At 37.8% G+C, this 16,784-nt stretch carries 18 protein-coding genes; 11 read left to right on the top strand and 7 right to left on the bottom strand.

Annotation, left to right across the window (positions count from 1 at the left end; translation table 11 throughout):
- Nucleotides 1-132: 132 nt before the first annotated feature.
- Entirely contained in the window at nucleotides 133-1,509 is a 1,377-nt protein-coding gene (gene gdhA / locus QDN89_RS16110) for an NADP-specific glutamate dehydrogenase (protein WP_280771194.1), read from the top strand.
- Nucleotides 1,510-1,749: 240 nt separating this feature from the next.
- Here the strand turns inward: gdhA and QDN89_RS16105 are convergent, their stop codons facing one another.
- Nucleotides 1,750-2,883, bottom strand: a complete 1,134-nt coding sequence (locus tag QDN89_RS16105) for a S8 family peptidase (RefSeq protein WP_280771192.1) — start codon at nucleotides 2,881-2,883, stop codon at nucleotides 1,750-1,752.
- 256 nt (nucleotides 2,884-3,139) lie between these two features.
- A complete protein-coding gene (locus tag QDN89_RS16100; RefSeq protein WP_280771191.1) occupies nucleotides 3,140-4,024 on the bottom strand; it encodes a helix-turn-helix domain-containing protein in 885 nt (294 codons plus the stop codon).
- A 435-nt stretch (nucleotides 4,025-4,459) separates the two neighbouring features.
- Here QDN89_RS16100 and QDN89_RS16095 point away from each other — a divergent pair, with 435 nt between their 5' ends.
- The 4 genes from QDN89_RS16095 to QDN89_RS16080 all read left to right on the top strand — a co-directional run bounded on the left by QDN89_RS16095 (nucleotide 4,460) and on the right by QDN89_RS16080 (nucleotide 7,618).
- Nucleotides 4,460-4,660: a hypothetical protein gene (locus QDN89_RS16095; RefSeq protein WP_280771189.1), complete on the top strand. Its 201-nt coding sequence runs from the start codon at nucleotides 4,460-4,462 to the stop codon at nucleotides 4,658-4,660.
- A gap of 150 nt (nucleotides 4,661-4,810) precedes the next feature.
- The gene (locus tag QDN89_RS16090) at nucleotides 4,811-5,950 is read left to right on the top strand and encodes a polysaccharide deacetylase family protein (RefSeq protein ID WP_280771188.1); all 1,140 of its coding nucleotides are present in this window, start codon (nucleotides 4,811-4,813) and stop codon (nucleotides 5,948-5,950) included.
- Nucleotides 5,951-6,294: 344 nt separating this feature from the next.
- A complete protein-coding gene (htpX, locus tag QDN89_RS16085; protein ID WP_280771187.1) occupies nucleotides 6,295-7,209 on the top strand; it encodes a protease HtpX in 915 nt (304 codons plus the stop codon).
- 172 nt (nucleotides 7,210-7,381) lie between these two features.
- The gene (locus tag QDN89_RS16080) at nucleotides 7,382-7,618 is read left to right on the top strand and encodes a hypothetical protein (protein ID WP_280771186.1); all 237 of its coding nucleotides are present in this window, start codon (nucleotides 7,382-7,384) and stop codon (nucleotides 7,616-7,618) included.
- A 40-nt stretch (nucleotides 7,619-7,658) separates the two neighbouring features.
- Here QDN89_RS16080 and QDN89_RS16075 read toward each other — a convergent pair whose 3' ends face one another.
- Entirely contained in the window at nucleotides 7,659-7,934 is a 276-nt protein-coding gene (locus QDN89_RS16075; RefSeq protein WP_280771185.1) for a SunI/YnzG family protein, read from the bottom strand.
- Nucleotides 7,935-8,232: 298 nt separating this feature from the next.
- The gene (locus QDN89_RS16070; RefSeq protein ID WP_280771184.1) at nucleotides 8,233-9,786 is read right to left on the bottom strand and encodes a histidine kinase N-terminal 7TM domain-containing diguanylate cyclase; all 1,554 of its coding nucleotides are present in this window, start codon (nucleotides 9,784-9,786) and stop codon (nucleotides 8,233-8,235) included.
- A gap of 272 nt (nucleotides 9,787-10,058) precedes the next feature.
- Between QDN89_RS16070 and QDN89_RS16065 the strand changes: the two genes are divergently transcribed.
- Nucleotides 10,059-10,784: a ThuA domain-containing protein gene (locus tag QDN89_RS16065; protein WP_280771183.1), complete on the top strand. Its 726-nt coding sequence runs from the start codon at nucleotides 10,059-10,061 to the stop codon at nucleotides 10,782-10,784.
- A gap of 470 nt (nucleotides 10,785-11,254) precedes the next feature.
- Here QDN89_RS16065 and QDN89_RS16060 read toward each other — a convergent pair whose 3' ends face one another.
- The 3 genes from QDN89_RS16060 to QDN89_RS16050 form a co-directional block, all read right to left on the bottom strand.
- Complete coding sequence (locus QDN89_RS16060; protein ID WP_280771182.1) at nucleotides 11,255-11,710, bottom strand: DinB family protein; 456 nt, start codon at nucleotides 11,708-11,710, stop codon at nucleotides 11,255-11,257.
- Nucleotides 11,711-11,791: 81 nt separating this feature from the next.
- Nucleotides 11,792-11,989 (bottom strand): H-type small acid-soluble spore protein, encoded by a 198-nt coding sequence (locus tag QDN89_RS16055; RefSeq protein ID WP_280771181.1) that lies wholly within the window; start codon nucleotides 11,987-11,989, stop codon nucleotides 11,792-11,794.
- 20 nt (nucleotides 11,990-12,009) lie between these two features.
- On the bottom strand, nucleotides 12,010-12,195 hold the full coding sequence (locus QDN89_RS16050; protein ID WP_280771180.1) for an H-type small acid-soluble spore protein: 186 nt from the start codon (nucleotides 12,193-12,195) through the stop codon (nucleotides 12,010-12,012).
- A 193-nt stretch (nucleotides 12,196-12,388) separates the two neighbouring features.
- Between QDN89_RS16050 and QDN89_RS16045 the strand changes: the two genes are divergently transcribed.
- The 5 genes from QDN89_RS16045 to QDN89_RS16025 all read left to right on the top strand — a co-directional run bounded on the left by QDN89_RS16045 (nucleotide 12,389) and on the right by QDN89_RS16025 (nucleotide 16,139).
- On the top strand, nucleotides 12,389-12,748 hold the full coding sequence (locus QDN89_RS16045; RefSeq protein ID WP_280771179.1) for a YidH family protein: 360 nt from the start codon (nucleotides 12,389-12,391) through the stop codon (nucleotides 12,746-12,748).
- 97 nt (nucleotides 12,749-12,845) lie between these two features.
- Nucleotides 12,846-13,853 carry a hypothetical protein gene (locus QDN89_RS16040; protein WP_280771178.1) on the top strand — a complete coding sequence of 336 codons (1,008 nt, stop codon included), beginning with the start codon at nucleotides 12,846-12,848 and terminating at the stop codon, nucleotides 13,851-13,853.
- A 66-nt stretch (nucleotides 13,854-13,919) separates the two neighbouring features.
- Nucleotides 13,920-14,360, top strand: a complete 441-nt coding sequence (locus tag QDN89_RS16035) for a MarR family winged helix-turn-helix transcriptional regulator (RefSeq protein WP_280771177.1) — start codon at nucleotides 13,920-13,922, stop codon at nucleotides 14,358-14,360.
- 78 nt (nucleotides 14,361-14,438) lie between these two features.
- Nucleotides 14,439-15,323, top strand: coding sequence for an NmrA family NAD(P)-binding protein (locus QDN89_RS16030; protein ID WP_280771176.1), 885 nt, complete (start codon nucleotides 14,439-14,441; stop codon nucleotides 15,321-15,323).
- Nucleotides 15,324-15,710: 387 nt separating this feature from the next.
- Nucleotides 15,711-16,139, top strand: coding sequence for an AhpC/TSA family protein (locus tag QDN89_RS16025; protein WP_280771175.1), 429 nt, complete (start codon nucleotides 15,711-15,713; stop codon nucleotides 16,137-16,139).
- The last annotated feature ends 645 nt before the right edge of the window (nucleotides 16,140-16,784 follow it).

Raw genomic sequence — 16,784 nt, 5'->3', positions numbered from 1 at the left:
TTGATTCTATCGATTATTGATATTGATTAGATGATTAACTTAATTATAAAATACTGAATAGTGAGAATCTAATATAAATGTACAATTTGTCCATTTTAATTTATAGAAACATGAAACGAGGGAGCTGAGAAGATGAAAACCATAGAAAGAGTTGAGCAAGCGCAAGACGTGTTAGCTTATGTTGATGGCGTTTATCAAACCGTTAAGGACAGAAATCCCAATGAAAGTGAGTTCCATCAAGCGGTGAAAGAAGTTTTTGATTCATTAATGCCCGTACTTGAAAAAAATCCTGTCTATATGAAGCAGGGCATTTTAGAAAGAATCGTTGAACCAGAGCGAATCATTTCTTTTAGAGTACCTTGGGTTGATGATCAAGGCAACGTTAAAGTGAACAGAGGCTTCCGAGTTCAGTATAACAGTGCGATTGGTCCATACAAAGGTGGACTCAGATTCCACCCAAGCGTTAATGCTAGTATCATCAAGTTTTTAGGATTTGAACAGATTTTCAAGAACTCTCTAACTGGTCAACCAATCGGTGGTGGAAAAGGCGGAGCGGACTTTGATCCTAAAGGAAAATCAGACATGGAAATCATGCGATTTACGCAAAGTTTTATGACAGAACTTAGTCAACATATTGGCGCAGATGTCGATGTTCCAGCAGGTGATATCGGTGTTGGTGCAAGAGAAATCGGCTATATGTTTGGTCAATACAAAAAGATGCGTGGCGGTTATGAAGCTGGAGTATTAACAGGAAAAAGCATTGACTCTGGTGGTAGCTTGGCTCGAAAAGAGGCCACAGGTTACGGAACCGTATACTTTGTGGAAGAAATGATGAAAGAAAAAGGAAAAAGCTTTGAAGGAAGTACAGTAACTGTATCTGGATCTGGGAACGTTTCCATTTATGCCATGGAAAAGGCAATGGAGTTAGGGGCAAAAGTTGTCGCGTGTAGTGATTCAGCCGGATATATTTACGATAAGGATGGTATTAATCTTGCGACGGTAAAGCAACTGAAAGAAGTGGAGAGTAAAAGAATTAGCGAATACGTGACGATTCATCCTGAAGCACATTACTTTGAAGATTGTGCTGGGATTTGGTCCATTCCTTGTGACATAGCTCTTCCTTGCGCAACGCAAAACGAATTAGATGAGATGGCTGCCAAGATTTTAGTTGCAAACGGTGTTGTAGCTGTTGGTGAAGGAGCTAATATGCCATCAACTCATGCAGCTGTTCAAATGTTCTTAAACAGTGACGTTCTTTTCGCTCCAGGAAAAGCTGCGAATGCAGGTGGAGTATCTGTTTCAGCTTTGGAAATGGCACAAAATAGTGCACGTTTAGCTTGGTCTTTTGAAGAAGTCGACGCAAAACTACATGACATCATGAAAAATATATACCGCAATAGTATGAAAGCAGCGGAAGAGTATGATGCACCTGGTAATTTAGTGGTTGGTGCTAATATTGCTGGATTTATTAAAGTGGCCGATACAATGGTCATGCAAGGTGTCATTTAATCAGAATGATTGATATTTGTCGATGTCTCGATAAGTAACTTCCATAAAGGTTCGATTTTGAACACTTAGGGCTATTTGCTCTAAGTGTTTTTTTGAAAAAAGTAATTTTATCGTGCTAACCAGTGTGAGATCGAAGGAGTTATAATAGCGCCTTACTTCCATGCGTGAGGTACTATCAGAAGCGCTGAAAAACTAAAAAAGTCCCTATCAATCAAGATAGGGACTCATATAAGCTAACTGTTAATTTTCAATAGCATCCAATGATTGAACGAGACCATGGCCATATTGGTGAGATGAGCCAAGCTCTTGAGCTGTCTCTTGGAGAAGCGCTCGAAGTTCAACATTCGATAAATCAGGCTTTGCTTGTAGTATTTGAGCTGCAACACCTGCGACATGGGGAGAAGCCATCGATGTTCCATTAAATGATGCATAATTATCCCCTGGTGTCGTACTTAATGTGTCTACTCCTGGTGCAGATAATTCAACAGCAGGACCAGTACTGGAAAACGTAGCGCGGTTATTATTTTCATCAACTGCCGCTACAGCAATGACTGAATCATAATTGGCAGGATAACCAACTGTATCGTTATTTCCACCTCTGTTTCCACTATTACCTGCAGCAGCAACAACAAGGACACCTTCATCGTATGCTAGGTCGCTAAAGTCTTCTAAAATCGTAGAACCTTGTGATCCGCCCAAACTCATATTAATGATGTCCATATCATTATTGATGGACCATTCAATTCCTTCTGCAATACCTGCTAATGTTCCACTTCCATCATTATTTAATACTTTTACAGCATATAAGTCCGCTTCATGAGCAACTCCGATCACTCCTAAGTCGTTATCAACGGCACCAACCGTACCTGCTACATGTGTTCCGTGTCCGTTTGCATCGAAATAAGGATCGCTGTTGTCAGCATCGTCAAAAACGGAGTGTCCGCCTTTCACGTTAGCCGCCAAATCTTCATGAGTGTTGTCTACACCAGTGTCCAGAATAGCTACTTTTACGTTCTCGCCAGTGAACCCTTGGTCCTGAGCAGCGGTGCCTTGAACATGAGGGATACCCCAAGGAACCTCTTGACCCAATGCTTCCACTTCACCGTTTTCTTCGACAGTTTCAATTTGAGGATGTCTCTCTAAAGCGTTCACTTGATTAACAGTTAAATGAAGGTGCATGACTGGTAAGTTTTCATATTCGTGAATAATATCTTCGTCATCTACTCCAAAGGCTTGTACTAATCCTTTTTGTGCAGGTCCGTTAAATTTTACGAGATAGTCATCTGCGTCATCTTTTTCACCAGCGGCAAGACCAACTTGGCTAGGTAAAAGAATAAGGGTAACTACGATCCATGATAAGAATAACTTTTTCAATGTAATCCTCTCCTTATAGGTTGTATGTACCAAACATTCACAGGTGATTGGTTGCATGATGTTTAGTCTAGAACTATAGTAATCTAAAAATTCTAAATAATAAAACTTCAATTTGAGTCTATGCGGACAATGAACTGTTTTCTCATCCACGACACCTTAGATTTAGGAGAGGATACGAAAAAGAATATTAACTTATTAATATTTTTTGAAAACGAAAGGATGAAAACCTTAACAAAGACATTCAAAATAGGTAAGATTATTGACTATTTTGAATGTAATTGATTTCTTCTTTTAAGTCTTCGATTAATTCAGGGACGGGATTTAATTCATATATCCATAACGTTTTATGCAGCAATTCAAGACTTTCTTCCTTATAGGCACGATCATATTCAAATAACGAGCAACCTTTTTGGAAATATAGTTGACCTAACAAGTAAAGATGTTCTTCTTCTAAACAAATTTTGATAGCTTTATCAGCGTAAAACAACGATTCACGATATTTTTTTCTGTCATACGCATTTCTGCTCGCATTAAATAAGATTCGAATGATTAACCGGTTTTGTTTGAGCATGGATAGAGATTCTATATGAGTTAAAAGTATTTTGTAAATATCAGCAGCAACATCAAGTTTATTGATGATACTATAGATGATTGCTTTTGAAGCTAAAATATCCATTTCTGTTTCTGTATAATTTCTCTCATTCCCTTGCTGTAGTTGAAGAGCTTGATCAAGGATATTCAGTGCTCGTTCACTATCGTCATACATATGAAAGACACAAATTCCTTCTCTCCATAACAAATACTGCTTTAAATGTTTTTCTCTAAAAAGAGGATTCTTTTTCTCTAAATGGACCGTTTGCATGACTTCTTCATATTTGTGATCACGAATTTGGCTGTCGATATTGCGTATCGTTTCTTTCACATAATTGATCCCGTTTCGAGAGATGTCGTCAAAGAAATAGTTCAAGTCGACACCTAACCGAAGAGCGAGTTGATGGAGTAAAGGGGCTGTCGGGGTAGCTGTGTTTCTTTCAATTCTACTAATCAATCCTTGCGTACAAATCCCTTCACAAAGACCTTTTTGTGATATATGTAAATGTTCTCGTAAATCTTTGATTCTTTCACCTAATAAATAGTCCATTTGACCATCTCCATCTATAAAAATATTAATATGTTAATAACCACGTGAGAAATCACTAGTATATTCATTATAATACCGTATTATTTTCAGAATATTAAATATATTGCCCGAAGCATATGAGGATGAATTATGTAACAATAAGATAAAATCTTAAGGAGTTGTTCCTATTATGAAAAAAGTACTTGTTGTTTTGGCAGTAACAGTTATGATGACTTTGCCACTAAATGCCTACGCGATTGATACTACTCCGGATGCACCGCCAAAGTATACTCATGGATAATTATAAAAACAAGGCGATCACTTGTCTACTAGACAAATGATCGTCATTTTTTTCGAGATGAAACGCCGACAATAAAGGAGCAAACGGACCTACATAGACGGGAAATTATGGTATAATATATGCAGGAAATGAAGAGATAAAGGAGGAATACACAGATGGATTTTTGGTTTTATATCGTCATTATTGTTGCCATTTATTATTTATATATTGGATATGAAAGTAAGAAGAAATACAAGTATAAAGAGAAAGAGTTAAGAGTAGAAGAGCGGCGAATTGAATTGGAGAAACTAAAAATAGAAAAAGGAATTCCGTTAGACGAAACGATGGATCCGTTAGAAATAAAAGAGGATCGATAACGAATGAGCCATAAAGCCACTCGAGGTAAAACATGAACTCGAATGGCTTTATTTTATTCGCGGACTTGTCCTAATTTTCGACTATATGTAACAAATCCCTTACTCATCACGTCTAATGTAGTAACAAGGCAGGAGAGGAGGGACACAAAGATGATGAAAAATCGTTATTTTAAAGTTGTCTTAGCACTCATACTCCTATTCAGTTTAATCAGTACATCTTTTTGGATTGGAAAGGCATCTCATACTGATGATAGAACATTGATGGAGAAAAATCTTCAAGAAAGTGAACAAGAATTGAAACGACTAGAACAAGATGTTTTACAGTCTGAAGAGGAAATAGAGCAATTAAAAGAAGACCTTCAACGTTCAAAGAAAGAGATCGACGAGTTTGAGAAGCAAATAGCTTCATTGGAGGAATTAGAGGCAGAAAATGAACACTTAAAAAGTAGATTAGATGAAAAAAAAGCTGAGATTTCCAGTCTAGAAGAATCCAACACAGAAAAAACAGAAGAGTTAGATGAGTTGCAAAGGCAACTAAATGAAACATCTTCAAATTCGTCTAATGAATCGGAGTCGAACCAGTCGAATCACCAATTTGTGAATATCCCAGAAACTGATGGGTCCAAGAAAGTTTTTTTAACATTTGACGATGGACCAACGACAACGACTCCAGATATTCTTGACACATTAAATGAATATGATGTGAACGCAACTTTTTTTACGATCGGGCAAAGGATGGAAAAACACCCGGAAATTGCACAACGAACGTATTATGATGGAAACATGATTTTAACACATTCTTATACGCACGATTATGCAATATATGAGAGTTTTGATCGATTTTATAATGATTTAGAATTAGCAGAAGAAGCATATGAAAATGTTCTAGGTTTTGAAGCACCGAAAATTATTCGTTTTCCTGGGGGTTCATCCAATCATAGCTCTTTTGACTATGGTGGGAAGCAGTTTATGCCTCGGTTGACGGAAGACATAAAAGAGCGTGGCTATCACTACATTGATTGGAACGTTTCCTCAGGAGATGCTGGAGGGCTTTCTAAACAACCTGAAGCAATGCTAGACCAAATCAAACATTCCTCGCGAGGCAAAGATCTCGTCGTAGCACTGTTTCACGACACGGCACCTAACCAAGCGACAGCAGATATTCTACCGAAAGTCATCGAATTCTATAAAGAAGAAGGATATAAGTTCCGTACGTTTAGAGATATTACGGACGAAGAATTAAACGACATGGTACAAAATCGATTAGCAAATAAACCGATTGTTCGTTAGTTTTATAAAACATTTCCATTTTTGAGATAAATAGTTGAAAATATCTATATAACGAAGTATTTCATAAAATAGATAGAGACTGGGTGATTGTAGCTCAGTCTTTTATCGTGCTAAAATAACAACCGATCATTCTCGTCAATATGAGATATGACATTATAGAAAAACTCGCGAACTATGGAAAAGATTTAAAGAAAAATAGGGATAGATTTGCTGGCATTGTTTCTAATTAAAGTAGTTTGGAGTTTTAACAGACGAGATATCTTAACATTTTAATCTATTTACTTTCATATTAATAGAATCATGGTAAAATGTACGAGTACATCATGAAAATGGAGGCTTACGAAATGGGAAAAAGAGTTTTATTTTTTATTATTACAAACATACTTGTAATGACAACACTTGTGATTGCATGGACACTTATCACAACATTTACAAACATTGATCCATCTATTCAAGATGGTAGTGGTGGATTAGGAATTAATTATACTACTCTCATGATCTTCAGTTTGCTCATAGGTTTCGGGGGTTCTTTTATCTCATTGGCGTTATCACGCTGGATGGCAAAGAAAATGATGAAGGTAAAAGTATTAGATCCAGATGATCAACTTACTCGGCAAGAACGTGCTGTAGTGGAGAAGGTTCATCGTTTTTCTCGAGCTGCTGGTTTAATGCATATGCCGGAGGTTGGAATTTATCAATCAGCTGAAGTAAATGCTTTTGCTACTGGACCTTCGAAAAAACGGTCACTCGTTTGTGTATCTGCAGGGTTATTGCAAAATATGGATGACGATTCAGTTGAAGGTGTTATTGCTCACGAAGTGGCGCACGTAGCCAATGGTGACATGGTAACGATGACGTTATTGCAAGGTGTTGTGAATACCTTTGTCGTATTCCTCTCAAGGATCGCTGCGATTCTTGTATCACGTTTAGTACGTTCTGAAATGCAATTTGTTGTTCGTTTTGCGGCGATTATCATTTTCCAAATTTTATTCTCCATATTGGGAAGCATTGTTGTCAGTGCTTACTCCCGACACAGAGAATTTCACGCCGATCGCGGGGGAGCTGACTTAGCTGGTCGAGATAAAATGGCTCATGCTCTTCGCTCACTGAAAACACACGTAAATCGAGCAACCGTAAAGGATCGTACCGACGATTCAGCAATCCAAACGATGAAGATAAGTGGGAAAGGGAGTATGATGAAGTTGTTTTCATCTCACCCTGACTTAGATGAAAGAATTGCAAGACTTGAACAGCGCTAATACCAGACAAACCGCTCACTTTAGTGGCGCGGTTTTTTTTGTGGTTTAAATAGATTTTCCCCATTCATTAACTTAAAAATAGATAGATTAGAGCAGGAAACAGCTAACTCTTTAGCGAAATAAAATGGTAAATGATCATGATTGCGGGAAAACTCAAGAGGAGGAGATTAACGTGTTTTTCAGAAATAGTACAGAAGTTGAAGATAAGAATTGGAGAAAAGCAGCTATTTTTGGCTTTTATACTTTTCTTATACTATTATTTGTCGATACAATCTATATTTATCTGAATGACAACGAGGTGTTATCTTCTACAGTTATTTTTTGGATAGGGTTATTGGCTACCTTTTCCGTAAACTTTCTATTAAATGTGAAATCGAAGAGAGACTCAAATAAAAGAAAAGAAATTTAACAAGTTTTTCTAATAAATGAAGAAGAAGCCCATTAAGTATTTAGGGCTTCGTTAAAGATTTCATGATAGAATTCAATTTATTTTCCAGCTGAGGTCCCTTTGAAGTAAATAGAATGAAGTTTCTAGAGGGTGTTTTAATTACTAAACGATCCGTTGAATCAGAAGGTGTCCCAATTCTAATCCCTGGTTGATTCACTCCACCGTAGCTGTCATCATGACTTATTTCAGTAATTTCTTTAATAGGCACTTTTATATTCGATAGTTGCCATTGAATAATAAGATGAGAGCGAGATGTTGATACGTCGATTTCGAACATTATGATGCCTCCTCCAATATTTTCCTTTAAAATAGGTCCTTCTTTTCATACGAGCAACAAAACGAAAAGTTTCACAAATAGCTACTTTTCCTTCAAATGGAATGCTGGCAATCGTGCTCTACAAATAAAAAAGCAGTCCTGGAAGATGAATCTCATTCACCTTTCTAGAACTGCTTTTTCTTATAACGAGGATGGAATACATCAGTAATGGTGACTTCTTCGTGCTAGAGTCACGCATGGCAGCGAAACTCAATCCTTAAAATAAACAGCATTGCCTGTCTCAAGAAAATAAGTTAGTTCAAGAGTTTTTAGAATAGATATGGTAACCATTTTTGCCATTATGCTTCATTTGGTACATCGCTTGATCAGCTTTATGGATTAGCGTTTCTAAGTCATTCCCATGGTTAGGGGAAAGGCTAATTCCCATGCTAATGTGAATTGGAATCGAAACATCATTCTCTTGGAACGGTTGTTTTTTGCATAAGTCAAGCAAGTTTGTAGCAAATGCAATGACCTCTGGTTGAGTTTCATAAGAGAAATACATATAAAACTCGTCACCACCGACTCTCGAAGCCATACCGGAATTCTTGATGCTGTGTTCTAAAAGTTTCGCCGTATGAATCAAGTAATGGTCACCGGTTTGATGGCCATAGGTGTCATTGATTAGCTTGAAACCATCTAAATCGATAACGACAATGGCTAATGGATGTTGTTTTGAAATGACTAAAGGAGCTTGTTCATAAAAGTAACGGCGATTAGGTAACTTGGTCAGGGCATCATGATAGGCAAGGAAACGAATCGTGTTTTCTGCTTCTTTGTTCTCATCCACATCACGAATAATCAACATGTTATGAGGTTCTTGATCAATAAACACGTAGTCACCATCTATCAACACGTATTTCTCAATGCCGTCCCTCGTTTGAAGTTTAGTTTCAAACTCATAAAATTTTTCGTTTTCAGAAAAATGTCGTTTGAAGTGATCCAACCACGTTTGTTTCTTTTTGTCAGGAAAAAATTGATGGAACGATTGATTGCTTAAGGAATCGACATGCAACAAATTTTTTGCAGCTGGGTTGGAACTTTCTATGATTCCATCTTTATTAACAAGAATAATGGATGCAGGATTTAAATTATACAAAGTAGCAAACCGTTTATTGTAAGAAGCAAGGAAATCAAATTTTCTCGTCGCATATCCTAAGGCGACAGCCCAGAATAGACCGGCAAATATATACGGGTATGGAGGCATCACTCCACGAAATTCGAAGTAGCCGAAAATAATATTCCAAATAAAAGCGATGAAAGCGACAATGATAAGGAGCGTAAACATCTGTTTTTTTGCTTCTGAAGCGCTTCGTCGGTGCAAATAGACCATAAAACCGATAATAAAGGCACTGAAGAAATTAGCAATAGTTAATGTCATGATATATGCTGAATTAAACTCTGGGTAAATCCACATTCCAACTTGAACAAAATCTTGGCTGTTCATGATGTTTTCTCGGAAAATAAATGTCAACAGAATCGGAATAAGTGTGACATAAAAAATATACGGATATAAATATTTAGGCATCTTTTTATCAAAACCGGCCAGCTTGAACGTGAAATGAAAAAACAGGCTTGGGATTAAAATACCAGCATTTCCAAACCAATATGTGACCAATGCGGGACTATATTCTATAGGAACCAACTGGCGGATGTACTCTTCTAGAAATAGCATTCCATAACAGACAAAGTAAATGGCAAGTAACCGGTTCTCCGTTCGTTTAGGGTTTCTTTGAAAAACATCAACGGCCATATGAAATAAAATAAAAAGCGGCAAAATATAAATGATAATCGGGAGGAGAACTTCTCTCATAGGTCTACAGTCCTTTTCTATATAGTGAACACACAAGCTGTTTTTTTTGGGGCGGAATGTTAAGTTACTATTAGTATAAGGCAAAAGGCGAATTAATTCCCCTTTTAATGCTTAGAAATGACAACAACTTATCAAATTACTCGATTTTAAAAATAGGTATAAAGTTATATATGGAAAAAGTTTTGAGTGTGAGTAAACGTTTACGCATTTTTCTGTTAAACTTGAATGGTGAGTGAAAACGTTTGCTTAATTCGAATAAGGAGAGATAAGAAATGAAAGTAACAGTATGGAATGAAAACCGTCATGAGAAGCAAAATTCTGTTGTAGCAGATATTTATCCTGAAGGGATTCACGGGGCCATTGCCTCTTTTTTGAAAGAGGAGTCGCTTGACGTAAACACGGCAACGCTCGATGAACCGGAGCACGGTTTAACAGATGAGGTGTTAAATAATACAGAAGTATTACTATGGTGGGGACACATGGCCCACGATGAAGTGGATGATACTATTGTGGAGAAAGTAAGGCAACGAGTGCTGGACGGAATGGGTTTGATCGTTTTACATTCAGGGCACTTTTCTAAAATTTTTAAAAAGCTAATGGGAACGTCCTGTGATTTGAAGTGGCGTGAAGCAGATGAAAAAGAGCGGTTATGGGTTGTTGAACCGAGCCATCCGATTATGGATGGAATAGGACAATACATCGAGTTGGAAAAAGAAGAAATGTACGGGGAACACTTTGATATTCCAGCACCAGATGAGTTACTTATGATGAGTTGGTTTGAAGGTGGCGAAGTGTTTAGAAGTGCATGCACGTATCGAAGAGGGCAAGGAAAGGTATTTTATTTCAGACCAGGACATGAAACGTACCCTACGTATCATAATGAAGAAATCCAGCGAGTTATCAAAAATGCTGTGCGTTGGGCCGCACCTACACCAAGAACAAAACCTGTCTATGGAAATGTAAAACCGATTGAACAGATAGAAGCAAAAATGAAATAGCCAAATACTAATGAGTTAGGGGCACTAGTTGGTGTGACTAGTGCCCTAGTTAGTTGAAATCGCAAAAGAAGGGGCACTAGTTGATATGGCTAGTGCCCCTAGTTAGTTGAAATCGCAAAAGAAGGGTCACTAGTTGATGTGACTAGTGCCCCTAGTTAGTTGAAATCGCAAAAGAAGGGTCACTAGTTGATGTGACTAGTGCCCCTAGTTAGTTGAAATCGCGAAAGAAGGGTCAGTAGTTGATGTGATTAGTGCCACTAGTTAGCTAAAGTCGCAAAAGAAGGGTCAGTAGTTGATGTGACTAGTGCCCCTAGTTAGTTGAAATCGCAAAAGAAGGGTCACTAGTAGATGTGACTAGTGACCTAGTTAGTCGAAATCACCATAAAAGGGTAATAATTCCACTAATTAGTCCCGTGATAAGAAAACGACACGTAAAATGACTATTCAATCATCTTGAGTGAGTTTTATTCTTACTTTTTCACAAACATTGGTAACTTTTCATGGCCCATTTCGCGCACATACACAAATAGATTGCCTTTATGATTAATTTCGTGATCAATAGCCATATCTATCAACGTTCGAGCAGGAACATTGATTCCCATCGAATCTGAAAGGTCAACAAACTCATCGAGCCTTTCTTCTGATAACGATTCAATGAGTTTGACCGATTCATCCGTGTACCGTTGGGCAAGCAATGGTAAATTCTTATCATCGTCCTTATCGTGGAGTGTCTTTGGTCGTTGTTTAGCGGCCGCAGATGCAAGATGGTAAAACGACGTTAACATATGAACAACCAGTTCGTGTGCTGACATCGAGGTAGGTGTTGGCTTATAGTCGAAGTGTTCTGTTTTGATTTTTCCGATCAAATCATTCGTGATCAACCGGTGTGATAAAAAACGATCTTTAATATGACTGCTTTGACTCAAAAGAAACCCCTCCTTAATGAATATGATGCACTACTTTTAAGGTAGAGGAATCGACCATGCGAGTCAAGAAAATCGTCTCCTTTATAAATCAACTTCGCTTTTACTCTCAATCAGGTCTGTTACGTGCACTTCATACTCATTCTCTTGCTCGTCCAGAGTTGATACGAGCGCTGTCTGGTTATCCATGTCTACGTGTTGGATGTAAATGGGCTTTCCGTTATAAGTGACATGGTGCATCTCTGGAGAATGAGCAATTTCCTCTGCTCGTTGTCTATGCATGGTGATAACCTCCCTTCCATTTATGGTCCTTCTTCCACTAAGCCGTCTATATCGACTTCTTGATGAGCATCCATGTTTTCAAGTGGAAAAACAGATGCCAATTGGTTTCCTTCATCTAATTCCTCAATATACACGGGGATTCCGTGGTAGGTGACATTAATTAATACGGGTGATTCAATGATTTGTTTTACTCGTTGACTGTCCATTAACAACCTCCTTGAGACGTGTCCATCGTATTTTTCGCAAAACAAGGGAGAGTATGAGAGGAGAATGTTGGTATCACAGAAAAAGGCTGCACGTCAGCCGATCAAAAGTAAAAGGTTCATTTTTCAAAAATCGAGTAGTCATGTATGATAATAAAGGAAAGAAATCTTATCTCGTAGAAAAGAAGGGATTGAAATGGCAGAACCAACAATTGACTCATCGTATATTCAGCAACACCTTGCCAATGAACGAACGTTTCTCGCATGGGTTCGGAGTGCTTTAGCCATGAAAGGTATTGGATTTCTCATTTTTGGTATCGAATTAACAGCGGGAGTAAGTTCACCAATGAGTAGAAACTTAGCTACGATGCTAAGTGTGATTTCTTTTGTTGCAGGAATGACAGTACTTATCCTTGGAACGTGGCTATTTTTCAAAAATAAGCGAACAATAAATGAGCAACAATTTAAATCTTCATCGTGGATAGTTATCATAACAAGCACGCTCGTAGGTGTAGTCATGTTGTCGTTGCTACTTTATGTTTTACTAATTGGATGATGAAAATATTATAACGAACACCCAAAACTTATATAACGAATTAATGGTGATATTCCCCTTTCAAGCGTCATAAAAATGCAGAGGAGGGGGATTTTATATGTCAATATTGCAACTGCTTACGAAGACGTTACCATTTATATTTTTTAGAATTGCTGTATATGGTATTTTTGCCTTGGTATCATTCATTTTTTTAGGCATTATGCTTGGAGTCAGCATCTTTTTGTTTAACATGTTTGAATTTGCCGCAGGATTTTTCATTTTCATCATTCTTCTATCATTTTTTAGTGTATTAGCAGGTCTCCGTTTTTTGGAAAGATACGTGCTGTATATGGTGAAGGTCGGTCACATTTCCGTTTTGACGGAACTATTACGCAATGGAGAAGTGCCTGACGGAAAAGGGCAGCTCAGTTATGGTAAAGAACAGGTCGTGAATCATTTCGGTTCGGCTAACGTATGTTTTGTCGTTGATAAACTCGTTTACAGAGCTGTTAGACAAATTCAAAGATGGTTATTTCGAATCGGCAATTATTTTAGCTTTATGCCAGGTGCGAAGAACATCATGGCAATTGTTAGCAGAGTTATGAATATTAGCCTTCGCTACATCGATGAAGCGGTATTAAGTTACATTATGCTTCGCAAAAAAGAGGGAGAGGAAGAAACCGTTTGGAAATCGGCCTGTGATGGTGTTGTCATGTACGCTCAAGGATGGAAGAAAGTATTGACGACTGCAGCAGGACTCGTTGTGTTTATATATATTTTAAACATCACCGTGTTTCTCGTTACCGTATTTCCACTAATGGCACTTGGCTCTGCAGTCGCGGACAACAATGAGGCGGCGTCGTTTCTTGGTTTTCTTGCGGTTGTTGCAGCGTATGTGATCACAACCGCAGTAAAACGAGCTCTCATCGATCCAATCTGCACAGTGGCGATGATTCGGTCTTATCAAATCAACATTCGAGACATGGAACCAAGCATTGATTTGCAGCAAAAACTGTTGAATGTATCGTCGAAATTCAAGGAAATGTTCAAAAAGTCAAAGGAAAAAGAAACGCCATCTAAATCTGTAAAAGAAGCTGACGTTTCAGATCCACCGCCATCAACTTGACAAGGAACAATATAGTTAGTAAACTAACTATATTGTAAGAAAGTATGAAGTAAAGGATGTCTTGTCATGGATCGACGATATAATACTGGTTATTTACTATCAAAAGCAGCACTTGTATCGAAAGCAGAACTAAATGATGCGTTGGAAAAACACGATGTTACCGCCGCGCAGTGGGGTGTGTTATTGGACATATATATTCAATTAGAGTTCGGACATTCTAGTGTGAAGCCAAAAGATATTGCTGACAGAATGCATTCTGATCGTCCAACGGTGACGGCCATTTTAAAACGACTGAAAAAAAGAGGCTTCCTCATCTTGCGATCGAACCCTGAAGATGGTCGCTCACAGCTGGTTTCGTTAACGGACGAAGCCCGGGATCTGATACCAAAATTGAAACAAGAAGCAGATCGAACGATTCAAACGTTAATGAATGATGTGGAAAAAGAGGAAGCTGACGTTTTTCAGAAAGTCCTACAAAAAATCGTTGAAAAAAGGTATGACTTATAAGGTAAAAATTTTTAACAATATAGTTAGTTGACTAACTATAATCGAAAGAACATAGATAAAATCGAGGAGGACTATCTAATGGGAAAAATATTCGTTACAGGCGCAACTGGTAATATCGGTCGGCATGTCGTAGAACAGTTAGTCAATAAAGGAGAGGACACAGTTGCAGGCTCATGGCATGCATCAAAAAGAACACGAATCAGTGATCATCATGAAGAAGTTCCGTTTGATTTTTTAAATGAAAATACGTTTGATGAAGCGCTGATAGGGGTGGATCGTATCTTTCTCGTTCGACCGCCGCAGTTAGCAAAACCCAAGCGCGATATGGTACCGTTCCTCAACAAGGTAAGCGCAATGAACATAAAAAATCTCGTCTTTATCTCGTTATTAGGAGTGGAGAAGAATCCGATTGCCCCTCACAAAAAAATCGAGAAAATGATAGAAGAATTTGATATTCCACACACGTTTTTACGACCGAGTTTTTTCATGCAAAATTTAAGCACAACGCATCGAGACGACATTGCCCTTCGTGATGAAATAGCCGTTCCTGTGGGCAAAGCGACAACGAGCTTTATTGATACGAGAGATATAGGAGAAGCGGCTGCAATTTGCTTACAAGACGCGGACGAACATGTAAATAACATTTATACGTTAACAGGAGAAGATGCGATAACTTATGAGACAGTGGCTTCCACGTTATCAAGAGTACTAGGAAGACAAATTACGTATCGAGATCTAGGTTTTCTCGCATTTAGAAAGGAACAAATCGCTTTAGGAGTAAAAAAAGAGTTCGCCAACGTTATGACGATGCTTTACGCCATTACGAAAATGGGCAATGCCAAGAAAGTAACGAATGATTTAGAGGTACTACTAAAAAGAAAACCAACGTCATTCAGGCAATTTGTTATCGATCATCAATCGAAGTGGTCACCGTTGGTAGAATTGGAAAAGAAGGCCAAATAGACTGGAGGACCGAAAACGTTTTTCGGCGTATTGCAGAGCGGGAGTCATCAATGGAGGGATCATTGCGGTTTCAGCTGTTGTGATGCTTTTTTTATTCCGTTTCGTTGGCTGCTCATGCCATTCATGTTGTCGTTGCCTTATTAGCCATTTTTCTGATTCCTAAATCAATGAAACGATAACAATTGTTTTACAATTCTTTCCTATATGGTATAAGCTAGTCATATCTTGGAATTCAGGTAAGGAGTGAGAGAAATGAATCTAGCCTACCATTTAGAGTCAACAGATGGAGAAGAAGTATTATTACAACAGCTCATCGAAAATCAACGCTCATTAGTTGTATTTGTCCGACACCTCGGTTGACCGATATGTCGAGATTATCTCGCGCAGTTGCGTGAGCACGAAGATGAGATTACAAAAGAAGAAGTACAAATTATCGTGATTGCACCTTCGAAAGGGTCGTTTGTTAGCCAGTTTCTCGATGCATTTGGGCCATATCCGTTTCCTTTTTACGGTGATCCGAAGCGTCACGCATACCGAGAGATGGGGCATCAAACCGCTCCCAAACTGAAATTACTTTCCATGGCTGCCTTTGCCTTTGTTACTGGAAAAGTGAAAAATTTCCTTCCGAAAGAAGCAAGCCAGAACGCCATCGTAAAAAAATCCATGAAAACACAAGATGTATATATTCAAGGAGGAACATGGTTTTTCAATGAAAATGGAAAGGTGATCTGGAAACATATTGATAAAATGCCAGACGATCACGCCTCTATTAATGAAATTAAAAACCAAGTGACGAAGACCTACACCACTGAATAAAAGGGTGTGGGTCTTTTTTGTATGAAATAAAATGTTTAACGTGGCTTTCATTCAAGTTTTTAACGATGGATAGAAGGCTAGAACCTATTTTTCAGTAATTAGGTTTCAACGGAAATGATTCTTATATCGACAAAATTTTATGTGGTTGTCGAATTATGTAAATCAAATAAGACTTACGATAGATGTTTTTTTATCGTTTTCATTCAAACGCAAATTTAAACGCTTCATTAGCTGACTAGATATCATTTACTAGTTGGTATCATTGACTATTCCATAAATATAATATTTGAGACGTAAAACTAAGGACTTTTGATTTAAAAAAGACAGATAATCAATAAAATGAGGTAAAATCACCCATTTTAGTCTAATAGGATTAGTTATATTATACTACTCAATAATTGGATGGATTTGGCAACTCCTTTGCTTTGTGGTAAAAGAAGGGTAGTGTTCACTGATTAGACACAAATAGATTGATAGATAAAAAGTTGAATCTATCAGACTAAAATTACTAAAACCTATTTCAATTGAATTGTTAAAAAGATCAGTGAATTACCTAGTAGGTAACAAGATTTAAGAGGCAAGGGAAAATTTACTAAGAAATAAATCTATTAGTTTTTTGTTAATTAGAAAGAGAGTGGAGCAGGG

It is taken from the genome of Salipaludibacillus daqingensis, assembly GCF_029891575.1.
GTDB lineage: Bacteria > Bacillota > Bacilli > Bacillales > Salisediminibacteriaceae > Salipaludibacillus > Salipaludibacillus daqingensis.
Note: the sequence above shows the minus strand (reverse complement) of the source record. Positions and strands in the feature narration are given on the sequence as shown.